At 60.7% G+C, this 23,784-nt stretch carries 21 protein-coding genes and 1 riboswitch; of the genes, 10 read left to right on the plus strand and 11 right to left on the minus strand.

Annotated features, from left to right (window positions below; all coding sequences use genetic code 11):
* Positions 1–19 precede the first annotated feature (19 nt).
* From ACWHXT_RS16200 to araD, 5 genes are all read right to left on the minus strand, one after another.
* Entirely contained in the window at positions 20–787 is a 768-nt protein-coding gene (locus ACWHXT_RS16200) for an SDR family NAD(P)-dependent oxidoreductase (RefSeq protein WP_447956582.1), read from the minus strand.
* Between the two features lie 9 nt (positions 788–796).
* Positions 797–2,245: an NAD-dependent succinate-semialdehyde dehydrogenase gene (locus tag ACWHXT_RS16205; RefSeq protein WP_447958059.1), complete on the minus strand. Its 1,449-nt coding sequence runs from the start codon at positions 2,243–2,245 to the stop codon at positions 797–799.
* A gap of 43 nt (positions 2,246–2,288) precedes the next feature.
* Entirely contained in the window at positions 2,289–3,170 is an 882-nt protein-coding gene (locus ACWHXT_RS16210; protein WP_447956583.1) for an SMP-30/gluconolactonase/LRE family protein, read from the minus strand.
* Between the two features lie 70 nt (positions 3,171–3,240).
* A complete protein-coding gene (locus ACWHXT_RS16215) occupies positions 3,241–4,044 on the minus strand; it encodes an HpcH/HpaI aldolase family protein (protein ID WP_447956584.1) in 804 nt (267 codons plus the stop codon).
* Between the two features lie 12 nt (positions 4,045–4,056).
* A complete protein-coding gene (araD, locus tag ACWHXT_RS16220) occupies positions 4,057–5,790 on the minus strand; it encodes an L-arabinonate dehydratase (RefSeq protein ID WP_447956585.1) in 1,734 nt (577 codons plus the stop codon).
* 371 nt (positions 5,791–6,161) lie between these two features.
* Here araD and ACWHXT_RS16225 point away from each other — a divergent pair, with 371 nt between their 5' ends.
* From ACWHXT_RS16225 to ACWHXT_RS16235, 3 genes are read left to right on the plus strand one after another with little or no spacing between them, the layout of a single operon-like run.
* The gene (locus ACWHXT_RS16225) at positions 6,162–6,713 is read left to right on the plus strand and encodes a TRAP transporter small permease (protein ID WP_447956586.1); all 552 of its coding nucleotides are present in this window, start codon (positions 6,162–6,164) and stop codon (positions 6,711–6,713) included.
* 2 nt (positions 6,714–6,715) lie between these two features.
* Positions 6,716–8,005 carry a TRAP transporter large permease gene (locus ACWHXT_RS16230; protein ID WP_447956587.1) on the plus strand — a complete coding sequence of 430 codons (1,290 nt, stop codon included), beginning with the start codon at positions 6,716–6,718 and terminating at the stop codon, positions 8,003–8,005.
* 32 nt (positions 8,006–8,037) lie between these two features.
* A complete protein-coding gene (locus ACWHXT_RS16235; protein WP_447956588.1) occupies positions 8,038–9,105 on the plus strand; it encodes a TRAP transporter substrate-binding protein in 1,068 nt (355 codons plus the stop codon).
* A gap of 67 nt (positions 9,106–9,172) precedes the next feature.
* On the opposite strand, the gene ACWHXT_RS16240 is transcribed toward ACWHXT_RS16235, so the two are convergent.
* The gene (locus tag ACWHXT_RS16240; protein WP_447956589.1) at positions 9,173–9,982 is read right to left on the minus strand and encodes a cytochrome c oxidase assembly protein; all 810 of its coding nucleotides are present in this window, start codon (positions 9,980–9,982) and stop codon (positions 9,173–9,175) included.
* Positions 9,983–10,450 (minus strand): DUF2243 domain-containing protein, encoded by a 468-nt coding sequence (locus tag ACWHXT_RS16245; protein ID WP_447956590.1) that lies wholly within the window; start codon positions 10,448–10,450, stop codon positions 9,983–9,985.
* Positions 10,451–10,554: 104 nt separating this feature from the next.
* Positions 10,555–10,746: riboswitch (cobalamin riboswitch) on the plus strand.
* 42 nt (positions 10,747–10,788) lie between these two features.
* Between ACWHXT_RS16245 and ACWHXT_RS16250 the strand changes: the two genes are divergently transcribed.
* The 4 genes from ACWHXT_RS16250 (at position 10,789) to ACWHXT_RS16265 (ending at position 14,169) form a co-directional block, all read left to right on the plus strand.
* The gene (locus ACWHXT_RS16250; RefSeq protein WP_447956591.1) at positions 10,789–11,805 is read left to right on the plus strand and encodes an ABC transporter substrate-binding protein; all 1,017 of its coding nucleotides are present in this window, start codon (positions 10,789–10,791) and stop codon (positions 11,803–11,805) included.
* Positions 11,805–12,842 (plus strand): FecCD family ABC transporter permease, encoded by a 1,038-nt coding sequence (locus ACWHXT_RS16255; RefSeq protein WP_447894529.1) that lies wholly within the window; start codon positions 11,805–11,807, stop codon positions 12,840–12,842. Before ACWHXT_RS16250 ends, ACWHXT_RS16255 begins: the two co-directional genes overlap by 1 nt.
* Positions 12,839–13,630: an ABC transporter ATP-binding protein gene (locus ACWHXT_RS16260; RefSeq protein ID WP_447956592.1), complete on the plus strand. Its 792-nt coding sequence runs from the start codon at positions 12,839–12,841 to the stop codon at positions 13,628–13,630. Before ACWHXT_RS16255 ends, ACWHXT_RS16260 begins: the two co-directional genes overlap by 4 nt.
* A 62-nt stretch (positions 13,631–13,692) precedes the next feature.
* The gene (locus tag ACWHXT_RS16265) at positions 13,693–14,169 is read left to right on the plus strand and encodes a LabA-like NYN domain-containing protein (protein WP_447530168.1); all 477 of its coding nucleotides are present in this window, start codon (positions 13,693–13,695) and stop codon (positions 14,167–14,169) included.
* Here ACWHXT_RS16265 and ACWHXT_RS16270 read toward each other — a convergent pair.
* From ACWHXT_RS16270 to ACWHXT_RS16285, 4 genes are all read right to left on the minus strand, one after another.
* Positions 14,148–14,975, minus strand: a complete 828-nt coding sequence (locus ACWHXT_RS16270) for an alpha/beta fold hydrolase (protein ID WP_447956593.1) — start codon at positions 14,973–14,975, stop codon at positions 14,148–14,150. The two genes, ACWHXT_RS16265 and ACWHXT_RS16270, sit on opposite strands and share 22 nt — an antisense overlap.
* A gap of 37 nt (positions 14,976–15,012) precedes the next feature.
* Positions 15,013–16,734, minus strand: a complete 1,722-nt coding sequence (locus tag ACWHXT_RS16275) for a putative bifunctional diguanylate cyclase/phosphodiesterase (protein ID WP_447956594.1) — start codon at positions 16,732–16,734, stop codon at positions 15,013–15,015.
* A 252-nt stretch (positions 16,735–16,986) separates the two neighbouring features.
* Positions 16,987–17,109: a hypothetical protein gene (locus ACWHXT_RS16280; RefSeq protein WP_447956595.1), complete on the minus strand. Its 123-nt coding sequence runs from the start codon at positions 17,107–17,109 to the stop codon at positions 16,987–16,989.
* 162 nt (positions 17,110–17,271) lie between these two features.
* A complete protein-coding gene (locus ACWHXT_RS16285; RefSeq protein ID WP_447956596.1) occupies positions 17,272–18,030 on the minus strand; it encodes a winged helix-turn-helix domain-containing protein in 759 nt (252 codons plus the stop codon).
* A gap of 104 nt (positions 18,031–18,134) precedes the next feature.
* On the opposite strand from ACWHXT_RS16285, the gene ACWHXT_RS16290 reads away from it, so the two are divergent.
* From ACWHXT_RS16290 to ACWHXT_RS16300, 3 genes are all read left to right on the plus strand, one after another.
* Positions 18,135–20,435, plus strand: coding sequence for a TonB-dependent siderophore receptor (locus ACWHXT_RS16290; RefSeq protein ID WP_447956597.1), 2,301 nt, complete (start codon positions 18,135–18,137; stop codon positions 20,433–20,435).
* 204 nt (positions 20,436–20,639) lie between these two features.
* On the plus strand, positions 20,640–21,614 hold the full coding sequence (hemB, locus tag ACWHXT_RS16295; RefSeq protein WP_447927256.1) for a porphobilinogen synthase: 975 nt from the start codon (positions 20,640–20,642) through the stop codon (positions 21,612–21,614).
* Between the two features lie 204 nt (positions 21,615–21,818).
* Entirely contained in the window at positions 21,819–23,444 is a 1,626-nt protein-coding gene (locus tag ACWHXT_RS16300; RefSeq protein ID WP_447956598.1) for a BCCT family transporter, read from the plus strand.
* Positions 23,445–23,784: the final 340 nt, after the last annotated feature.

The following is a 23,784-nucleotide window of genomic DNA, read 5'->3' on the forward strand; positions in this document are numbered from 1 at the left end:
GGCGCTGAACGCCGCTAAATCAGTTGAGGGTCAGGCCTGCATCGACGATGAAGTTCTGGCCGGTACAGCCGCGGCTCTCCTCGGAGCCGAGAAAGAGCGCCATGCGCGCGACATCATCGGCTTGAAGCCGGAATTTCAGCGCCTGCAGGTCAAGAAAGCGCTGATTGACTTCCGGCGTCAGCCAAAGCCGCTCCTGGCGCGGCGTTAGAATGGCGCCCGGCACCAGGGAGTTGACGCGAATGCCGTGCTCCCCCAGCTCCTGGGCCAGGGTGCGGGTCAACCCATTGATCGCTGCCTTGGCGGCGGTGTAGCCCACCATACCGGGGCGCCCTCGCATCCAGGAAATGGACCCCAGATTGATGATGGCGCCAGTGCCGGCCGCCTTCATGGCAGGCAGTACGGCCTGAGTGGCAAATACGTGGTGGCGCAGGTTGATGGCCTGGCAGTTGTCCCAGTACTCCGGCGTAATGTCCTCAATGGAGTGCCGATCATCGAGCCCTGCGTTGTTGATCAGGATCTGCGTGGGCCCTTGCGCTGCCTCGATCTCTTTCACCACCGCCTGCAAGCGCTCGATTTCCCGGATATCGCAGGCATGGAACGTAGCTTTAGGCCCAAGCGTTCGTACCAGCTCTTCCCCGGCATCCGTGTCGATATCCAGAAACGCGACTCGAGCGCCCTGGGCAATAAACGCCTTGACCAGCTCGGCCCCGATGCCCGACCCGCCGCCGGAAATGATCACACGCTTGTCATTGAGCGACTGATACGTCACGTCACGATAATCATTCATGAGAGCGCTTCACTCGATGGCCATGTTGATATATTTGGTTTCAAGGTAGTCCTCGATGCCTAGATAGGAGCCCTCACGACCCTGGCCCGATTGCTTGATACCGCCAAAGGGGGCCTCACAGGTCGATACGTGGCCGTTGTTGATGCCCACCATGCCGTACTCCAGTGCTTCGGACATGCGCCAGGCGCGGCTCAAATCGCGGGTGTAGCAATACGCTGCCAGCCCGTACTCGGTGTCATTGGCCTGGGCGATCACTTCGCTTTCGCTTTCAAAGCGGAACACCGGTGCCAGCGGGCCGAACGTCTCTTCACCAAAACAGGTCATCTGCGGCGTCGCGCCGGTCAGTACGGCCGGCGTCAAGAAGTTGCCTTCCTTGCGCTGCCCGCCCAGCAGGAGCTGGCCGCCTTTGGCGAGCGCATCCTCGATCTGCTCCAGCACCTTGTCAGCGGCCGATGCATCGATCATCGGTCCGACATCGACCCCGTCCTCGTGGCCTGGGCCCACCTTGAGCTTGGCGACTTCTTCGGCAAGGCGCTTGGTAAAGGCATCGTGGATACCGGCCTGCACGAAGATTCGGTTCGCACACACGCAGGTCTGCCCGGCGTTGCGGAATTTCGCCTGCATGACGCCTTCGATGGCCTTTTCAAGGTCGGCATCGTCGAACACGATAAACGGGGCGTTACCGCCGAGCTCCATCGACACTTTCTTGACGGTATCGGCGCTTTGCTTGAGCAGCATCTTGCCAATAGCGGTGGAGCCGGTGAAAGAGAGCTTGCGCACTTTCGGGCTTTCGGTCATGGCTTTACCGATAGCACGTGCCTCCCCGGTGACCACGTTGACCACCCCGGCCGGAATGCCCGCCCGCATGGCAAGCTCCGCCATGGCAAGCGCCGAATAGGGCGTTTGCGCCGCCGGTTTGATGACGACGGTGCACCCTGCTGCCAGCGCTGGCCCGGCCTTGCGGGCGATCATCGCCGCCGGGAAGTTCCAGGGCGTAATCGCGGCGCACACGCCGACGGGCTGCTTGACGACCAGTAAGCGGCGGTCACTTTGCGGTGTCGGGATCACATCCCCGTAAGTACGCCGGCCCTCTTCGGCGAACCACTCGAAGAAGCTGGCGGCGAAACCGATCTCCCCGCGCGCCTCGCCCAGCGGCTTACCCTGTTCGGCGGTCATTAGTGCCGCCAGGTCTTCCTGGTGTTCGAGAAGCAAATCATGCCAGCGCCGCAAAAGCGCGCCGCGCGCCTTGGCGGTCATCGCCTGCCAGGCAGGCAGGGCCGCGTCGGCCGCATCGATGGCGCGTAGCGTTTCGGCTTCGCCCAGGCGCGGTACCTGGCCCAGTACGCTTTCGTTTGAGGGGTCGGTGACGTTACTTACCTCATTGTTATCAGCGCCCACCCACTCACCACCGATCAGGCACGCCTCACGCAGTAAAGTGGCATCGTTTAGTTTCAACATCATGTGATCCTCAACGTTATTCGAATTAAGGCCAGCACCAGGGCTAGCCAATGAACAGAGGCTCGCTCTGCCCTGCCACGTCTACACGCATGGCAAAAAGATTCCCGGACTCGGGGTATTGGTCGAGCTCCTCCGCCGAGCGCCCCTGGCGGGCCGAGGTAACATACAGGGTCTTTAAATCCGGCCCGCCGAACGCGCACATCGTGGGGCAGCGGGCGGGCAGCGGGTACTCGGCCACGATCTCCCCCGCCGGCGATAACCGCACCACCCGGCCGCCCTCGTAAAGTGCGGACCAGTAATAGCCTTCGCTATCGACCGCCGCCCCGTCCGGGCGCCCGTTACCAAAGGGGAAGCGGTGAAACACTTCCCGCGGACCGGTGACGTCGCCGGTTTCCGGGTTCAGCGGGTAGCGGTAAATCACGTGATTAGGCGTATCCGAATGGTAGGCCCAGCTACGGTCCGGGCTGAAAGCGACCCCGTTGGAGACCTTGATATCACCCGCGATTTGATGGCATTGGAGCCCTGCATCGACCTGGAAAAGCGACGCGGCCGGTACGTCCCGGGGCTCATGAATGGTGCCCGCCCAAAAGCGCCCCCAAGGGTCGACACGCCCATCGTTGAAGCGGCTGATCGAGGTATCCTCGACCGGGCGCGCTACGCAGTGCTCCAATTGCGCTTCGCTGTCCAGCAGCCATATTCCCGAACGCAGCCCTGCAATGAAACCGCCCCCCTGGCGGCGCCCGAAGCAGCCGATATTTTCCGGCATCGACCACTGCTGGTTCTGCTGACTAGCCGGGTCAAACCGATTCAGGGCAGGGGCTTCGATATCCACCCAGTAAAGCGCCTGCTCGTCTTCCGCCCATACCGGGCACTCGCCAAGCAGGGCCTGAGCGGGCAGAACCGTCGTGAAAGAAGTATCCATCATGGTCACTCTCGAATCTCGGTTGCAGATGACAAAACATCGTGTCGCGGCGGACGCCCACACGGCGATGGCGTCAGTAGACGCCGCTATTGCCCGTATCCACCTCGCCGCCCTTGAGAGCGCCCACGTACTCTTTGGCCCGCGACATCATCAGACTCATATCCGAGCCCACGGCGACAAAACCGAAGCCCAGCGACCGGTACTGGCCCACCAGTTCAGGGTCGGCGCCCACGATGCCGCAGGGCAAGTTCAGCCGCTGGCTCTTCTCTACGGCCTCTTTGATGGCGGCCTGGACATCGGCGTGGCGTATATCGCCAATGTGTCCCATGGCTGCGGAAAGATCGCCCGGGCCCACGAAGAATCCGTCGATATCCGGCACCGCGGCAATGTCTTCCATGGCCGCCAGCGCTTCGGGAGTTTCCAGTTGCAGGATCACCGCGATCTCTTCGCCCGCCTCCTGCAAATAGTTCGGGACCGTACCGTAGCGGCTGGCGCGGTGAACCGCCGCCACGCCGCGGCTGCCTTTACCGGGATAGCGTGTCGACGACACCGCCTGGGAGGCTTCCTCGGCATTTTGGATATAGGGGAACATCAGCGTCTGGGCGCCGCTGTCGAGCACCCGCTTGACGATGACCGGATCGTTCCAGGGAAGGCGCACCACGAGCTCAGTCGGCGTGCCCGCGACGGCCTGCATGATGGCGATCGCCTCGGGGATACCAATGGGGACGTGCTCCATGTCGAGCACGACGTAATCGAAACCCGCCCAGCCAATGGCTTCGGCTACATTGGGGCTTGCCGTCATCAACCAGGTGCCTACGGGCACCTTGCCGGGTTCACTCAGCCACTGTTTGAACGTGTTCTTGGGAAGTGTCGTCATTGGAATTGTTCCTTAAAAGATTTCCGGCTCTGGCTGGCGCTGGCCGTTTTGCAGAATGTCGAAGTCGCAGCCCTGATCGGCCTGGGTGACATGCTCCTGATAAATGGCGGTGTAGCCGCGATCGATACGCGGGCTGGGGGGGCGCCATGCCTGGCGGCGCTTTTCGAGCTCTTCATCACTGATGCAAAGCGCCAGGCGCCGGTCGGCGACATCCAGCTCGATTTCATCGCCATTGCGCACCAGCGCCAGCGGCCCGCCAACGGCGGATTCGGGCGCAATGTGGAGCACGCAAGTACCGTAGTGGGTGCCGCTCATGCGGGCATCCGACAGGCGCAGCATGTCTCTGACACCCTGAGCCAATAGCTTCTTGGGAATCGGCAGGGCACCCCACTCGGGCATACCCGGCGCCCCCTTGGGGCCAGCGCTACGCAATACCAGGACACTGTCCGCCGTCACGTCCAGATCCGGGTCATCGATACGCGCCACCATATCGGCGTGGTTTTCGAACACGATCGCCTTGCCACGATGGCGGGTCAGTTTGGCATCGGCGGAGCTTGGCTTGATGACCGCACCTCTCGGCGCCAGGTTACCGCGCAGTACGGCCAGCGCCGCACCGTCGCAGACCGGGTTGTCCAGGCGGCGAATAACATTCTCGTCGTAGCACTCGGCTTCTTGCAGGTTCTCGCCCAGCGTCCGGCCGCTGACACTGGCCGTCCCAAGCGCTAGATGGTCGCTCAAATGCAGCAGCAGAGCGGGTAGCCCCCCGGCGTAATAGAAGTCTTCCATCAGGTGGTTGCCTGACGGGAAGATATTCGCCAAAACGGGAATTTGACGCGCGACCGTGTCCATGTCGTCCAGGGTGAGCTCGACGTTGGCGCGGCGGGCCAGCGCAATGAGGTGAATCGCGGCGTTGGTCGAGCCACCCAGCGCCATATAGCATTTGACGCCGTTAAGAAAGTTATCCCGGGTCAGAATATCGGAGGGCTTAAGATCTTCCCAGATCATCTCCACGATACGGCTACCACACTCGGACGCCATGCGGGTATGCGCGGCGTCCGCCGCTGGAATGCTCGAGGCACCCGGCAGGCTAAGGCCCATCGCATCGATGATCGACGTCATGGTCGAGGCCGTGCCCATGGTGTTGCACGTGCCGTTGGAGCGCGTCATTCGCGACTCCAGGTCGATCCACTCTTCCTGGGTAATATTCCCGCTGCGTAACTCATCCCAATATTTACGCGTATGGGTGCCAGCACCCAGCGTTTTACCTTTCCATTTCCCGTTGAGCATGGGGCCGGCCGAGCAGAATATCGCCGGTATATTCATGCTGATGGCGCCCATCAGCAAAGCGGGCGTGGTCTTGTCACAGCCGCCCAAAAGGACCACACCGTCGATCGGGTGGCAGCGGAGCAGCTCTTCGGCTTCCATCGCCAGAAAATTGCGGTAAAGCATCGTGGTGGGTTTGACGAGCACCTCCCCCAGCGACAAGGCAGGCAGCTCGACGGGATACCCGCCGCTCGCCCACACCGCCCGTTTGACCGCCTCGGCGCGATCCCGCAGGTGCGCGTGGCAGGGGCTCAAGTCACTCCAGGTATTGATGATGCCAACGACCGGTTTGTTCATGAACTCATCGCGGCGCAAGCCCATTTGCTGGGTTCGCTGGCGATGCGCAAACCCTCGCATATCCTGGGAGTCGTACCAGCGCTGGCTGCGCAGCTCTTCGATCTTGCGTCGCTGTTGTTTTGTCACGTCGTATGCCTTTAGGTCGTAACGGGCGTTTATAAGATGGCTTCCCTTTTTATTATATTTTCGTAGCGCTACGAAAATATAGCGTTCGGCGTTTAGAGCTGTCAACTCGATGACTGGACCAGCCATCGAAACGATAGTAATAATAAATTAAAATCATAATCTTAACGAACTATAAGTGGGTTATTTTCCATATATAAGACTTATGTCTAAGCCTATCAGCCCCGAACTGGCGCCGGTTTGCTTGACAGTCTATAGGGGCATCACTAACATTTTCGCAGCGCTACGAGATACGCTATCAAAAGCTCACCTTTACTACTACAAAGAAGAAGGCAACCTCCCAAAGGAGGCTTAACTGCCTTACGGAGGCGGCAATGCCCACGTTCATCGCCCTACTTGATCGTATAAACGGGATAACAACACGCTGGGCGGGATATATGGCAACGCTTCTGCTGGCCGCCATGCTGGGTATCATGATTACCCACGTTTTTTTCCGTTACGTGCTCAGCGACAGCTTCGGATGGACGGAGGAGTTGGCGCGTTTCATGATGGTATGGATGGCGTTTTTGTTCTTTCCTGCCGCCCATCGCCAAGGGCTCAACGCAAGCCTTGAAATAGTGACGGACTGGTTTAAAGATGCCTTTTTATGGCGCCTTTTGCAGTTGTTGCTCGAACTATGTGTTTTGGCGGTATTGATCTGGTGTATCAAACTCGGCTTTGACCGTATCGACCGAGGTGCCACGATCGCGAGTCTATCGCTTGGCATTAGCATGTCGATCGTTTACTACGTCCTCCCCTTAAGCTTTTTTCTCACGGCTTTAAGCTCTTTTGAACGCGTCCTGCGTTTGGCATATAGCCTCTTTTTCAACATCCATTTACCAGCCAGGCATGAAACGTCTGCTGATAACGACAACGTCGAGGTATAACCATGGCCTTTGCTTATTTATGGGTATTCCTCTTTCTTTTAATCGCGGGCATGCCGATTGTTTTTCTAATGCTTTTTGCGCCAGGCGTTAGTCTGCTGTTGGAAGGCCGGCCGGTCTTTCTCAACCTTTTATTCCAACGTCTTTTTGCCGGTATCGATAGTTTCCCCTTGATGGCGCTGCCCTTCTTCATTCTGGCGGGCGAGCTGATGACAGCGGGCGGGGTCACCGCGCGTATCGTGCGTTTTGCCGAAACGCTTATTGGCCACCGCAAAGCCGGCCTTGGCCAGGTCTCGGTTGCCTCCTCCCTCATGCTGGCGGGTGGTTCAGGCTCGGCAGTCGCGGATGCATCCGCCATGGGGTCCGTGATGATCCCGGCCATGCGCCAATCGGGTTACACCAACCGTTTCTCGGCGGCGATCACCGCCGCATCCGCGGTCATTGCCAGCATTATTCCGCCCAGCGGCATCTTCATTCTTTATGCGTTCATCATGAACGTCTCCGTGGCGGGCATGTTTGCGGGCGGCATCGTGCCGGGCATCCTGATCGGTTTAGGGCTCATGATCACGATTGCCATCATGGCCCGTTTCAAGGAGTTCCCGGAGCCGCTTCGTAAAGCCACGTGGAAAGAGAAGTGGCAGGCATTCGTGACCGCCTTCATGCCGCTTCTTACGCCGGTCATTCTTATCGGCGGTATCGTGGGCGGTATTTTTACGCCCACGGAAGGCGCGGCCGTTGCTGCCTTTTACGCATTGATTCTTGGGCTTTTCGTGACCCGTGAAATCAGCTTCAAAGAGCTTCCCCGTCTGTTTGGTAAAGCTGCCTTGAACTCAGCGGTCATTCTGCTGCTGGTAGGGGCGGCCGTCGCGTTTGCATCGCTGGTCAGCCTGAAAGGCACGCCGCAACTCGTAAGCGCCTTCATCCTCTCCGTTACCGACGATCCGCGGATTCTGTTCTTTCTGGTCGTGGTTTTTCTATTGGCCGTCGGCACGATCATGGATGCCGGCCCCGCCATTCTGATTTTGGGCCCCATCCTGGCCCCCGTGATGATCGGTGTCGGCGTTGAGCCCATCCATTTTGCTGTCGTAATGAGCATCACCTTGATCATGGGGCTCATAACGCCACCGATGGGCCTGGTCCTCTTTGTGGTCAGTAGTATCAGTAAGGAACGTATCGAGAGAATAGCCTGGGAGATGCTGCCGCTATTTTTTGTCGAGATCGCGATCCTTTTCGCTTTGGTTTATATCCCTGACCTCATTTTGGCACTACCCAGAATGTTTGGTTATGTCGCTTGACCCGTAATAAAACTCCAAGGAGAACAATGACAATGTCCATGAAACACGCCGGTAAAACGCTCGCCACGCTGCTAGTCGGGGGCACGCTTTTCACGTCAACCCTGGCGCACGCCACCGACCTCAATCTGGTGTTTCTCGCCAACGAAGAAGACCAGGAGTATGACGCGGCGCTGGTCTTCAAAAATTACGTGGAGAGCCGTACCGCCGGCGACATCAACGTCAATATCTTTGCCGGCGCGCAGCTATGTGGCTCGGCCAACGAGTGTTTCGAAGCCATGCAGGCAGGCATCGTCGACATCTACACGGCGACGGCCGGTGGCGTCGCCTCGGTTTACCCCCCGATTCAGGGCCTGGACATTCCTTACACGTTCCCCGATGACCGGGCGGCGATGAACATGCTCACCGACCCGGAATTTACCGGCTTTTTACGCGATGAGATTCTCAAGGCCAGTAACGATGGCATCCGCCTGATGTCCATGACCCAGACCGGAGGCTGGCGCAACATCGTCAACGGCGAGCGTGAAATTCGCACGCCCAGCGATGCCGAAGGGCTTCGTTTTCGCACGATAGAGTCGGAAATCCAGCAGCTCATGGTCAGAGAAATGGGCGCATCGCCGACCCCGCTGCCTTGGCTTGAAGTGTATACCGGCCTGCAAACCGGCGTGGTCGACGGCACGCTCAACTCGATTTCAGACATCACCAACATGAACTTCCAGGAAGTCATCAAGCACATGACCATGGATAACCATGCGTACATGGCGGCCATGTGGCTCATGGGGAACCAGAAGTTTCAATCGCTAACGGCCGAGCAACAGCGTGTCGTTGCCGATGGTGCGGCGATGATGGCGACGGTTCAGTTTGGTATCCAGCCACGCAAGGAGCTGGAGGCTTACCGCAAATGGGAAGAAGCGGGAGGCGAGATCTACACGCCGACCGAAGAAGAGATGGAAGAGTTTCGCGCCCTGGCCGATCCTGTCAGGGAGTGGTACCTGGAGACGTTTGGCGAAGACGGCGAAAGCTTTTTGGACGCCTTCGAAGCGGCCCGTGACCGGGCAGAAGAGCGTGCCAATGCTGACCGGGATTCCATTCTGGGGTCATAAGCGCCGAACAATAGCTTAAACTTAAGATAACTGTCAGCCTGGTCACTCCAACAGGCTGACAGCCACACTATCCCCCTTGCACCATCTTTCTTCCCCCTATCTCTTCTCGCCGCCCCACCGGCCGTCTCAACCAAAACGTCATCAACACCACCGCCAGCAGCACCTCGGCCAGGTCGCCGCCGTAGTACATCAGCTGCGCGGCGGCTTGCACGTCTTCCAGGGTGTGGCCGGTGCCCTGGGGCAAGCCTTGAGCATACATTAGCTTGCCAAGCAGGCTGTGGGTGGCGATGGCGGCGAACAGCACGCCGAGGCGAAAGCGCAGGCTGAGCCGGTGAGGCGAGGTGTCGGGCTCGGCGAGGATCGCCCAGCAGAAAAGATAACCTGCCAGCAGGAAATGCAGGTGAATGGCGTAGTGAAGCGTCGGGCTTTCAAGCGAAGCGGCGTAGAGCGGCGTCATATAGAGCACGTACATGCCGCCCACGTTGAGAAACAGTGCGGTGACCGGATGAGCGATCAAGCGAATGAAGCGGCTGTGAAGAAGCGCCACTACCACCTTGCCGCCCGCCTGCGGAAGCGTTTTGAGCAGCAATGTGACCGGGGCGGCCAACACCCAGGCAAGCGGCGCGAACATGCCGATCAAAAGATGCAGCGTCATGTGCCCGGTCAGGTCGTGGTGTGCCCAGTTCATCAGCGAGGGCCAGAAAGCCACGCCTAGCAGCGCGCTGCCCAGCACGAAGAAGCCGCACCGCTTGCGGCTCCAGAACGCCCGGCGGTGAAGCCCCTGGGCGGCAACCAGATACACCAGCGTGACGAGGACGACCAGCGCGAAGGGCAGCCAATCCAGCAGCGCGCCGTGGGGGTTGGCGTGGGCGTGCATTTAACGCGCGGCGCTTGACCGGGCGCGCCGGAAAAACCACACCCCGACCAGCAAAAAGACGAGGGCGAAGGCGTTCCATACCAGGTCGTACATCAGCGGGTCCACGCCGTAACGAATCTGATGCAGGCCCAACACCTTGTGGTTGATCAAGCCATCGAAGAGCTGAAAGCCGCCCATCCCCAGAAAAAAGCCCGCTTTTGCCCAGGCAATGCTCAAACATTGGCGCTGGGAGAGATCCAGCAGCATGAAGACCCCCACCACCACCGCCAGCAGCTCGAAAGCGTGCAGCAGCCCGTCGGACAAAATGCCGAAGGCCGGCGTGGAGAAGTCGAAAAAGTGGTGCCACTGCAAAAGCTGGTGGAAGACGATTTCATCGACGGCCGCCATGACCCCGATGCCCGCCAGCACCGCCGCCCAAAGCGAGCGTTTTGCGCTCAACGTGGTAGATGCATTCGCCATTCTAGTCATCGCCGTTCTCCCTGACAGTCATGTAAGCGTAGGCAAGCCCAAACCCTGGGTAAAGGGCGGGCGGCGCCTGACGCAATGAGCAATTGCCCTGCCCAGGAGCGCTCTCTAGAATAGCGCGCGTCGGTGTTTCTTCGGAAACTTAATAGAGAATCCAAAGCGGCCTGGCCGCGAACCGGAACTGCCCCCGCAACTGTAGGCGGCGAGCGACGCTCGAGAGACCACTGGACGCTACGTCCGGGAAGGTGAGCTAGCCATGACCCGTCAGTCAGGAGAACTGCCGACGACTCTTCACTCACCACGGCGCCCCAGGCGGCCGCGGATCATGCACGGGAGTGTACATGATGCTGACATTACGTAACGCAACGGCCCTTTTGGGCCTTTGCGCGGCGCCGGCTGCCCTGGCGGCCACCGACTACCCGCTCACGCTTGAAAGCTGCGGTCATGCCATCACCCTCGAAGCGCCGCCGGCGCGGGTGGTCACCATCGGCCAGGCGGCGACGGAAATGCTTTATCTGCTCGGCCTCGAAGAACGAATGGTCGGCACCTCGCTTTGGGTCAACCCGGTGCTCGATGAGTTTGCCGAGGCGAATGCCGGCGTCGAGCGCCTCTCCGACGACGCGCCCAGTTTTGAAAGCGTGATCAACAAAGAGCCAGACCTGGTGATTTCCGCTTTTGAGTGGATGGTCGGGCCGGCCGGCGTGGTGGGCACGCCCGAGATGTTCGACGACGCAGGGGTGGCGCTTTGGACCCTGCCTACCGAGTGCGAGGGCAAGGACAACGTCCAAAGCATGGACGGCGCGCGGCGCACGCTCTTCGACCCGGCGCTGGTGTATCAGGCCATCGCGACGCTTTCGCGTATGTTCGATGTATCAGAGCGCGGCGATGCTGCCATCGAGGCGCTCAAGGCGCGAGAAACCGCCGCGATCGAGGCCGCCCAGGCACTCAGCTTGCCCAAGGATGCCAGCGGCGTGTTCTGGTACTCCTCGGCACAGCTGGGTAGCGACCCTTACGTGGCGGGTGTGAACAGCGTACCGGACTGGATGATGAGCACCCTCGGCATCGACAACGTGGTGAGCATCGAAGAGGAGTGGCCGAGCGTGGGCTGGGAGCACATCGCCCGCGCCAACCCTACCTTTATCGCCGCCGCACGCATGGAGCGCCGCCGCTTCCCCGCCGACGACCTGGCCACCAAACGCGACTACCTACAAAGCGACCCGGTGACCGGGCTGCTCGACGCGGTGCAAAGCGAGCGCGTGATCGACATCGACGCCCACGCCATGGACCCCTCGATACGCAGCATTTTCGCCCTCGAGACGCTGGTCGAGCACCTGGCCGATTTCGACCTGGCGCTCTGATGCGCGCGAAAACGGCGCGCCCCGCCGCCGCCACTTGGGTTTGGCTGATGCCGCTTTGTTTGCTCGCCGCGCTTTTTATCGGCGCCGCGGTCGGCGAAACGCGCATTCCGCTTTCCACCGTGCTCGACGTGCTGGCCAAAAAGACCGGCCTGACCGACCAGCCGCTCAATAGCCTGGATGAAGCCGTGGTGTGGCATTACCGCATGGCGCGCGCCGCGGTCGCCGCCTGCTGCGGCGCAGGGCTGGCGGTGTCCGGGGTGATTTTACAGGCGCTTTTACGCAACGCCCTGGCCGACCCGTACCTGCTGGGTATTTCCGCGGGCGCCTCCACCGGCGCGGTCACCGTGACCGTCGCCGGCGTGGGGGCGGGCATGATCTCGATGTCGATGGGTGCGTTTGCCGGCGCGTTAGCCGCGTTCAGCTTCGTGGCGCTGCTCGCCCACATGGCGGGCAGCGGCCCCGGCACCCGAGGCGCGGGGGTGTTGATTTTGGCCGGCATCGCCGGGGCGCAGCTTTTCAACGCGCTGACCGCTTTTATCATCGCCCACTCGGCCAACGCCGAGCAGGCCCGCGGCATCATGTTTTGGCTTTTGGGCAATCTTTCTGCGGTGCGCTGGCCGGATGCCTGGCTTGCCCTGCCCGTGGCGGTCGCAAGCCTTGGCGTGGCGCTTAGCCAGGTGCGCGCGCTGGACGCCTTCGCGTTCGGCGCGGAAAGCGCGGCCTCATTAGGCGTGAATCTGCGGCTGACCCGCTCGCTTTTGATCGGCACCGCCGCGCTCGTCACGGCGGTCATGGTCTCGATCACCGGTGCAATCGGCTTCGTGGGCCTGGTGATTCCTCACGCCTGCCGCCTTTTGGTGGGCGTGCGTCACCGCCAGTTGGTGCCCGCCACCGCGCTCTGCGGGGCGCTGTTCATGGTGCTTTGCGATGTCGTCTCCCGGGTGGTGATCCCCGGCCAGGTGCTGCCGATCGGCGTGATTACCGCGCTGGTCGGCGCCCCGGCGTTTGCCTACTTGATGGTGCGGGGGCGGCGATGAAGACGCCGACCGCTTCACCCCCGCCGCTGCTCAGCGCCCGCGGCCTTAGCGGGGTGCTCCAGGGGCGGGTGATCGTCGAGGGCGTGGACCTCGATATTCACCCGGGGGAGACGCTGGGCGTGATCGGCCCCAACGGCGCGGGAAAATCCACCCTGCTACGTCTGCTGGCCGGGCTTTTGACGCCCGCCCAGGGCGAGGTACGCTTCAACGGCACGCCGCTTGCCCGCATGAGCCGGCGCCAGATTGCCCAGCGCATGGCGCTGGTGGCCCAGCAGGCCGACACCGACGAGCGCATCACCGCCCGGGACGCGGTCGAGCTTGGCCGCACGCCCTGGCTTGGGCGGCTGGGCGGCTGGCGCGACGCGGACGAAGCCGCCGTCGACCAGGCGCTGCACGCGGTCGAAATGCTCGATTTGGCCCACCGTGAGTGGAGCTCGCTTTCCGGCGGCGAGCGCCAACGCGTGCACATCGCCCGGGCCCAGGCGCAAACGCCCCAGCTGATGCTGCTCGACGAACCCACCAACCACCTGGATATTCACCACCAGCTCGCCATACTGGAACTCATTCGGCGGCTTCCGATCACCGCCGTCGTCGCACTACACGACCTGCAACACGCGCTGCATTGTGATCGGGTGCTGGCCATGAAGGCCGGGCGCATCGTGGCCCTCGGCACGCCCACCGAGGTGCTCACCCCGGCGCTCATGAACACGCTATTTGCCGTGAATGCCCGCCTGGTGGACGACCCGGAAGGCGGCGCGCCGCTCATCGCTTTTCAAAGGATTCATTAGATGCCCCAACGACTGACCCGACTGTTTGGCGGCCCTTGCACCGCGCAAAACGGCCCACGCCTATGACCACCGTCGCCATTTTTGTGGATACCCAAAACGTTTACTACACCGTGCGCGACGCGTTTGGTAAACACTTCGATTACCATGCGTTCTGGCGGCGGGTTAGCGCGAATCGCGAGGTAACGGCGGCCTACTGCTACGCCATCGACAAGGGCGACGCCAAGCAGCGGGAGTTTCAGAACATCCTTCGCCGCATCGGCTTCGAGGTGAAGTTGAAACCGTTCATCCAGCGCGCCGACGGCTCGGCCAAGGGCGACTGGGATGTCGGCATCACCCTCGATGCCATCGAACACGCCCCGCTTGCCGATGTCATCGTGCTGGTCTCCGGCGACGGCGACTTCGACCTGCTCGCGGAAAAAATTCGCCGGGTTCACGGTAAACGCGTCGAAGTATACGGCGTCGCCCCGCTCACCGCCGCCTCGCTGATCCAGGCGGCCAGCGCCTTCATCCCTATCGATCAGGCGCTGTTGCGCACGTAACGGGCGAGCCAGGCGTTGATTTCAAGGCCCACGGTCTCCGGGTCGGTCATGTGAATACAGTGGCCCACGCTTGGCAGCTCCCTCAACGTGCTGTCCGGCATACGCGCGTGCATATAGCGGCCCACCTCCGGGTTGGCCAGCGTATCGACCTGGCTTTGTAGCAGCAGCGCCGGGTGGCGCACGCGGGGCAGCACCGCCCGGTAGTCTGCAAAGAACGTGGCCCGAGCAAATACCTTGGCAATGACCGGGTCGGTGGAGCAGAAGCTCTCGGAGAGCTCGCCGATGAGCTTCTCGGAGCTTTCCGGGCCCAGCACCAGCGGCGCCAGATAGTGGGCCCAGCCGATATAGTTACGCTCCATCAAATCCAAAAGCTCTTCCAGGTCCGCGCGCTCGAAGCCACCGTGATAATCCGGTGGCAGGTTCAAAAAGCATGGCGAGGGGCAGATCATCAGTTGGCTGGCGAAGCGCTCGGGTATTTCGAGCGCGGCCAGCTGGCCGATGGTGGCACTGACCGAATGGCCGACGAAGTGCACCTCGTTCAAATCCAACGCTTCGATGATCTCGATGACGTCCCGGGCGTAGCCCTCGAGCGTTGCGTAGCGGTTCATATCGAACGCCGCTAGCTGCGACTGCCCGGAGCCTACGTAGTCGAATAGCACCAGCGTATAGCGCTCTTTCAAGGCCGGCAGCAGGTAGTGCCATACCCGCTGGTCGCAGCCAAACCCGTGGGCCAACATGAGCGTTTGGTCGCCCTCGCCCACCACGGTAATATTGTTGCGCGCCATGACGCCCGCTTTGGTTAACAAACCGCTTCCTCCTGGTTGAAACATTAATACCCGTACTTTAATCCCCGTACTTTCTTTGAAACTCCTCTCGCGCCCACGCCGCGACCCACCCGGGGAAGTGGCTGGCGGGCATGGGGCGGGCAATGAAGTAACCCTGGCCTATTTCGCAGCCCAGTTCCAAAAGCGCCCGGCTGTGCGCCAGGGTCTCCACGCCTTCGGCAATGACGCCGAATTCGAACGCCTGGGCAAAGCCGATCACCCCTTTCAAAATAGCCAGATCCCCCCGGCTTTCGAGCATGTTCTGGACAAAGCTGCGATCGATTTTGAGCGTATCCACCGGCAGCTCTTTTAAGTGGCTAAGCGACGAGTAGCCGGTGCCAAAATCGTCCAGCGATACCTGAAGCCCCAGGGCGCGGCACGCGCTGATCACCAGCGCCACCTGGTCGATATCGTCGATGGCGCTGGTTTCCAGCACTTCGAGCTCCAGGCAGCGTTTCGCCACCTCGGGAAAATCCGCCAGGATCGTGCCGAGTTCCTGTAAAAAACGGGGGTGCTGGAAGTGGTAGCCGTCGATATTGACACTCACTACCGTCTCCAGGCCTTGGCTTTGCCAGGCGCTTAGCTGGGCAAGCGCCTGACGAATGACCCAGTACCCTAGCCGCACCCCGTTGGGCGTGTCGCTCAATACCGGCAGAAAATCCTGGGGGCCGACCAGCCCCCGCGCCGGGTGGTGCCAACGAATCAACGCCTCGGCACCCACGACCTTGCCCGTGCGCATATTGATTTTAGGCTGGTAAAACAGCGCAAACTCCCCCGCGGCCATTGCCCGGTCGATCGCCACGAGCTCGGCGTGGCGCTCCTTTTGCACCTCTTCGTCATCGATATCGAAAAAACATACCCGGTTTTTACCCGCGACCTTGGCCTGGTACATGGCCTGGTCGGCCTGGCGAATCAGCTGGTCGGGCTCCAACGCTTTGGCTTGCGGGTAAAGCGTAAGCCCGATACTGGCCGACAGCGTGAGCGACACATCGTCCACGAAAACCGGCTCTGCAAGCCGGTCGATGAGCCGATAAAGCGGGCTTTGGGCAAGCGTTTGATCGAAATAGCCATCCAGCACCACGACGAACTCGTCGCCGCCGAAACGGGCGACCATATCCTTGTGGCGAAGGGTATCGGTCAGCCGCTTGGCAATCTGCTGTAGCACCTTGTCGCCGGTTTCGTGGCCATACCGATCGTTGACCTCTTTGAAACCATCCAGGTCGATGAAGGCGAGTGCAAAGCCGCTTTGCCGCGCGGCAATTTGACGGTCGAGATGTCGGCTGAGCGCGGCGCGGTTGGGAAGCCCTGTAAGAGGGTCGACGCTTGAGAGCGCGCGCAGCTGAGTCACTTTTTGTTCCAGCAGTTGCTGCGTCTTTTTTAGCTCGACGAACAGCTGCTCCGAGCGGTTCGCGTTCGCGATACTCCAAAAAAGACGCGCGTTCGTGCTATCAGCGACGACGCTAATGATTACCGGCTGGCTTTTTTGGGAAGGGGGAACCAGCGACAAACGGATCTCTTCGCACTGGCCATCGCGTGCCAGGGCGGGCGCCACGAAGGTTTCGATCAGCACCTGGGACGCTTTACTGAATAACTCGAACAGATCCCGGTTTCGCAGCGACTCGAACGCGTAGCCGTACTGGTCGCTCATATATTGATTGCTATAGAGGATCCGGCGGCTATCATCGGTAACCATACATCCCACGGGGAACTCATCGAACGATAGCAGGCCGGGTGTGTACATCGTAAACCTTATGAACGCACTGAAAAAAACTGTATTTTAACCGAGTTATATTATTAACATTTGTTTATCGGCATATTTCTATAACACGTTCCCCTTATAAGCCCAAATTTTATTGGTTTTTTCCCCCGGGTTTTCACGTGGTCAATTCGCCACTTTTTAGGTGGCCACCGCTAGTTTGAAACGACAGACGGCCGTGAGTTTTTCCATATCCCTCTTGGGGCAGCCGTTCAGGCCAGCTATCCAGCCATTCGGTCAGGTAAGCGTCAGGATCTCGATCAAGAACAGCGCCCACAGGCTTAGCCCACTGGTAATGGCCATCTCCTTCACGTGGCGACCGATAGGCCCCCGCGTCAATAACGCGCCTGCTTTATGCATAACGACCGGATTCCCGACACGAGCGTTGCACCACTGAAAACGTCACCGCTTGACGGGACGTGCGCGATGATAGCGCGCTGTCTTCATGGCAAGAAGGGTGGCGTGGCTTTCGCCGGAATAATACGCCGAGAACAACGCAGCACTTCGATGCGGATGCCTGCTTTACGCCGTCGCCAATTCGAGTAGATAGCCTTCATTGCGTACGGTGCGAATGAGGCGAGGCTTGCGCGCGTTGTCTTCGAGGCGATGACGCAGACGGCTGATGCAGACATCCACCGAGCGGTCGTTGAGGTAATACTCCCGCCCCAGGGCATGACGGCTCAGCGCATCGCGGCTGATGATTTGATTGGGCGTCTCGCTGAGCGCCTCCAGCACCATGAAATCCGAACGAGTAAGATCGTAGACACGCCCGGTAGGGGAATGGAGCCGGCGCAGCCGCAGATCCAAACGCCAACCGGCAAAATGACGCTCGGTTTCCTGTGCGGGCGGCGCCGGCGCGAAGCCTTGCGCCACCCGCCGACGTACGGCGCGAATACGAGCCAGCAGCTCGCGAAAGTCAAAGGGCTTGCAGAGATAGTCGTCGGCACCGATTTCCAGGCCGATGATGCGCTCCGCCGACGCCCCCCGGGCGCTGGTCATGATCACCGGCGTATTGTTCTGATAGCGCAAGCTCCGGCAAAGGCTTAGCCCATCCTCTCCCGGCAGTAGATGCTCCAACAGCACCAGCGCCACGCGGTCATCGAGCTTTTCCCACATCTCGTCGCCGCTGGCGGCCCTAAGCGTGCGATACCCTACGCCTGCCAGGTAGCGACACACCTGGGCGCTGCTTTCCTCATCGTTGTCCACCACCAGAATGACGTCGCATTCAACTTGCCGGCCGGTACTTGATGTAGTGGGTGAGCCCGCTGCCAAACAATCCATTACATACGCCTCATAGACCAAAACTTTCTTAAACCAAAGCGCTAATATAATCGGGGCTTCTATTATCGTAAATACTAATCATTATTATTTTAAGGGACATTTAGATGCTCGGTGCTCACCCCCCCTCGCTCGATACCGCTGAATGGTCAAAAAAGCCCCTCGCTATCGCTATTGCCGCCGCGATAAGTGCCGGCCTTTTGAGTGGTGGCGCGTTAGCTCAAACCGATTCTGAGAGCTCGGCCAACGTCGAGATGGACACCATCACCGTCCAGGCCCGCTACCAGGGTGACCCGAGCAGAAGCTACACGGTTTCCGACACCAGCAGCTCCGCCGGGCTGGACCTTTCCCCCCGGGAGACGCCGCAGTCGGTGACCAGCGTGACCCGCCAGCAGTTGGACGACCAGCGAGTGGTCAACCTGGAAGATGCGCTAGAGCTTACCCCGGGCATCACCTCCAACAAATCGGAAGTGGGGGTGCGTAACACCTTCCGCGCCCGGGGCTACGGTATCAGCAACTGGAAGATCGACGGCCTGCAGTTTCCGGGCGACACCGGATTCGCGGGTGGCGGCAACTCCCTGAACCTGGATCTCTACGAGCGCGTGGATATCGTGCGCGGCGCCAACGGCCTGCTGGGCGGCACCGGCGACCCCTCGGCCACCGTCGACCTGGTTCGCAAGCGCCCGGGCACGGAGTTCGGCGGCAACGCCTACGTCTCTTACGGGCGCTGGGACAACGCCCGGGCCGGGGCGGACTTGAACCTGCCGCTCACCGAGGATGGCAGCGTTCGCTCGCGCTTCGTCGTAACCCAAGGCGAAGGCGATGGCTTTCGCGATCACGAATCCAACCGCAACCGAGCGGCGCTGGCCAACTTCGAATTCGATGTAAGCGACGACACCACGTTCGGCCTGGGCTATCAGTACGAGTACAACAAGACCTCCGGCGCGGGCTGGGGCGCCAACGTGCCCATCTGGTTCGCCAGCGGCCGCCGCACGGATCTTTCGCGCAGCACCAACCTGGTGCCAGAGTGGAGCTACGCCGAGCAAGAAACCAACACCGCCTTCGCCTCGCTGACGCATCGTTTCAACGATGACTGGAGCGTCGAAGTTCAGGCCGCCCAAAGTGAAACCGATGCGCTGAGCAACCTTGCCCTGGGCAAGGTCAACCGCGGGCCAGTAAGTGGCACCTACAACGGCTATTGGGAAGAAGATGGCGGCGGTGCCATTCTCAACGGGATGCGCAACGACAACGAGACGCGCCAGCGCTCTGCCAGTATCGACCTGAAGGGGGCTTATGATCTGCTCGGCCGCCGTCATGATCTAGCGGTGGGCTACAGCGACAGCCGCACCCGTTCACGCACGTATGATCACGACTGCACGCTGTCCAGCAGCACGATGTCCGAATTTTCCGAAGGCTGCATGTACCGCAACGCCAATGGCCTGCCGATCACCGATTGGCGCAACGGCGTTGACCGCGACATCGGCCTGAGCGGCGCGCGAAACGGCCAGCGCAGCACCACCGAAACCGACCTGCGCGGCCTGTATGCCTCTACGCGGCTAAGCGTCACCGAACCGCTGTCCGTCATTTTGGGTGGCCGTACCAGCTACTATAAAACCGAAAACGAAACCGCCTCCGGCGACACGACCACCCGTCGCGAAACCGGCGTGTTCACCCCCTATGCGGGGCTGGTCTATGACCTCACGGACAACCACTCGCTCTACGCAAGCTACACCAACATCTTCACCCCACAAAGCAGCCAAACCGTGAGCGGTGACCCGGTCGAGCCTATCGACGGCGACAGCTACGAGGCCGGTGTGAAGGGCGAGTGGTTCAACGGCCGCCTGAACGCCTCCGCGGCGTACTTCCGCACCCGCCAGGAAAACAGCGCCGTGCTCGACGGCGCCAACCTCACACCGGACGGCAACCAGGCCTACCGCGCCGGCACCGGTAACGAAACCGACGGCGTGGATCTGGAGATTGCCGGCGCCATTACGCCGAACTGGAACGTTTACGGCGGCTACACCTACCTGCACTTTCGCCGCATCGACTCCGACGGGCGCAGCGACCCCTCCCACCTGCTCAAGCTCCACACCACTTATGAGCCGGCGGGTATGTTGAATCGCTGGACCTTCGGTACCGGCGTCTATGCGCAGAGCAGTATCGATGCGATCTCCGGCCCCGCCGGTAAACCCGTCGACGGCATCAGCACCGGCTCCACGCCCGCCAACTGGGCAGGCTACGCCACCGTGAACGCCATGGCGCGTTACGACGTGACAGACGCCACCAACGTCACTCTCAACGTCGACAACCTGTTCGACAAAACCTACTACGACAACTTCGGCTTCTACGCCGGCGCTGTCTACGGCACGCCGCGCAGCGCGACACTCACCCTGCGCACCGAGTTCTAGGCCCGCCGCGCTTTCATCGAGCGCTCCCCCATGCCGGTCAAACGCCGGCATGGGGTCTTGCCTTTCTCTGTCAGCCTGCTCTGCGCCCTTGGGTAGGCGTGTCCTTCAATAGCGCCCTTTCATGAGCTTGATACCCTGACCGGCCTTGCGCACAGCGTTATACTGGTGATTGGAACGTCTTTTCCACTCTCATCAGGAGGTCTCATGCCGGCCCAGTTTCCCCAGGCCCGTCTTCGTCGTTTGCGCTCAAACGACGCGCTTCGCACCATCGTGCGTGAAACCTCGCTTCGCGCCGAACATCTGGTCTACCCCATTTTCGTCGAGGAGGAGACCGACGAGTACACGCCGATCGAGGGCATGCCGGGCCAGTACCGCGTGCCGGAAAGCAAGCTGGGTGACGAGGCCAGGCGCCTGAGCGCTCTGGGGCTTAGAAGCATCATGCCGTTCGGTATTTCCCATAACAAGGATGAAACCGGCAGCGATGCGCTCAAGGAAGACGGCATGGTGGCGCGCATGGTGCGTACCATCAAGGAAGCCGCGCCGGAGCTAGTGGTGATTCCGGATATCTGCTTTTGCGAATACACCACCCACGGGCACTGCGGCATCCTGAAGGGCAACACCGTAGATAACGACCGCACGATCAAGAACCTCGGCGTTCAGGCCGTGCAGGCGGCCAAGGCCGGTGCCGATATCATCGCGCCTTCCGCCGCCCAGGACGGCCAGGTCGCGGCGATCCGCGCAGCCCTCGATGAGGCGGGCTTTTCTGAGACCCCCATCATGGCCTACTCCACCAAGTTTGCCTCGGCGCTTTATGGCCCGTTTCGTGAAGCCGCGGGTACCGAGCTAAAAGGCGACCGCAAGACCTACCAGATGGACCCGATGAACCGCCGCGAAGCGCTCAACGAGTCGCTGGCCGATGAAGCCGAGGGCGCGGATTTTCTGATGGTCAAACCGGCGCTGGCGTATCTGGACATCATGGCCGACATTCGTCGCCAAAGCCTGTTGCCACTGGTGGCGTACCAGGTCAGCGGTGAGTACGCGATGATCAAGTTCGCTGCACAACAGGGCGTGATCGACGAATCCGCCGTCGTGCGCGAAACCCTGGGCGCCATGCGCCGGGCCGGCGCGGATCTGATCATGACCTACTTTGCCCCGCAATTGCTGGAAGAAGGGCTCTAGGCGCAAGCGTTGCCCGGTAACCGCTCAACGCACAGCTAACGGGCCGCCGTTTTCACGCTACGCCTTCCTGGGCGGCGTGATAGCGGCCCGTGAACCTGAAAGGGCACCGGAAAAACGAGCCGCCCGTGCAACGCCTCGGCACGCTTTGCTTTGGCGCTAAAAGCCAATAGCTCCTATGTTGAAAGAAATACAGGGAGCAAAAAGATGTTGAATGCACTTGCAGGGAAGCTGAGGTTAAAAACCGACCCCTTCATATTTTTCACCTCGGCCGGGATCATGGTGGCGTTTCTGATCGTGCTGCTGATCGCCCCCGAGGCGATTGGCGACGCCTTCGGTGCCGGGCGTGAATGGATCGTGACCAACCTGGGTTGGCTGTTCATTTTCGGCGTCTCGAGTTGGGTGGTGTTTCTGCTTTGGCTGGCCATGAGCCGCTACGGCGCGATCCGCTTGGGCGGGAATGATGCCAAGCCCACCTACACCAACCTTTCCTGGTTCACCATGCTGTTTGCCGGTGGTATCGGGACGGTCTTGATGTTTTGGGGCGTCGCCGAGCCCATTTCCCACTTTTCGACCCCGCCCCGCGCGGGAGTCGAGCCGTTCACGGTAGAAGCCGCCGACGACGCGATGAGCTTTGCCATCTACCATTTGGGGCTTCATACCTGGGCCATCTTCGCCATGCCGGGGCTGGCGTTTGCCTACTTTATCTACCGGTATGATCTGCCGATGCGTTTCAGCTCGGTGTTTTACGCGCTCATTGGCGACCGGATTTACGGCCCCATCGGCAAAACCCTCGATATCGCCGCGATCCTGGGTACGCTGTTCGGCGTGTCGGTCTCGATTGGCTTGGGAACGCAACAGATCAACGCAGGACTCACCGAGCTTTTCGGTATTCCCGACGCCGTGTTTACGAAGGTCGTCATCATCGCCGTGCTGACCAGCGTGGCGGTCGGCTCGATCGTGGCGGGCCTGGATGCCGGTATCAAGCGGCTCTCCAATATCAATATCGGTATGGCCGTGGGGCTGATGATCTTCGTGCTTTTTACCGGCTCCACCGTCTTCTTACTGCGCGCAGTCGTGGAGACCTTTGGCCTTTACGTGACCAACCTGCTGCCGCTGGCGTTCTGGAACGACACCCTGGCAAGCTACGACGGCAACGGCGTCGACTGGGGCTGGCAGGGCAGCTGGACCGTGTTCTATTGGGCGTGGACGGTGACCTGGTCCCCCTTCATCGGGATTTTCGTGGCGCGTATTTCCCGCGGGCGGACCATTCGCGAGTTCGTGCTGGGGGTGCTGTTCGCCCCGTCGATGTTTACCCTGGTGTGGTTTGCCATCTTTGGCTGGTCGGCCATGGAGATCGACGGCATTGGACCCGAGGCACGCCAGGCGCTGGGCGAGCAGGCCGGTATGCTATCCGCGGCGGTAAGCGAGAGTATTCCGCTGGCCATGTTCGCGTTTTTCGATAACTTCCCCGCCGCCACGCTGATTCAGGGCCTGGCGGTCGTGATCGTGGCGATCTTCTTTGCCACCTCGTCGGACTCCGCCTCGTTGGTGGTCGATATGCTGTGTACCGGAAGCCCGGACGCGGGCCCCTGGCATCAGCGGGTATTCTGGGGTGTCTCTGAAGGGGTGCTGGCGGCGATGCTCATCGTGCTGGCTGGCGATGCCGGGCTCACCGCGCTGCAGGAGGTGGTGACCGTGGTCGGCCTACCCATGTTCCTTTTGGTATTCGCCATGATGTTCTCCCTCTACCGCGCGCTCTCCCAGGAAAATCTGCACGAAGTGACGGTCAAAGCGCCGCCCAGCCAAAGCGAGCTCAACCCGAAAGAGTAACCCAGGGTCTGTCTGAAAAGTCGACGAGCGAAGACAAGACAAGGCAAAAATTGGCGAAAAAACGGAGTTTACATGTGTAAATGAGTATTTTGAGCCAATTTTTAACGCCGTATTGTCGAGCGCAGGCACTTTTCAGACAGAGCCTAAAGCACCTGCCTGCCCGTTACTCAATGACGCGGCAGGCCCCCCTTGGGTTTCAGCGCTTTAACGCGTTCCCGGGCTAATCAGGGTAAGATACCAAAGGCGCCACTTTCTTGAAGACAGTGGCGCTTTACCGGCTTCTCGAATGGCCGGTCGATGCAAAGCCCGATATCCCCGATGTATAAGGAGCGTAGCGCGC

The sequence above is a fragment of the Vreelandella halophytica genome (assembly GCF_968193635.1).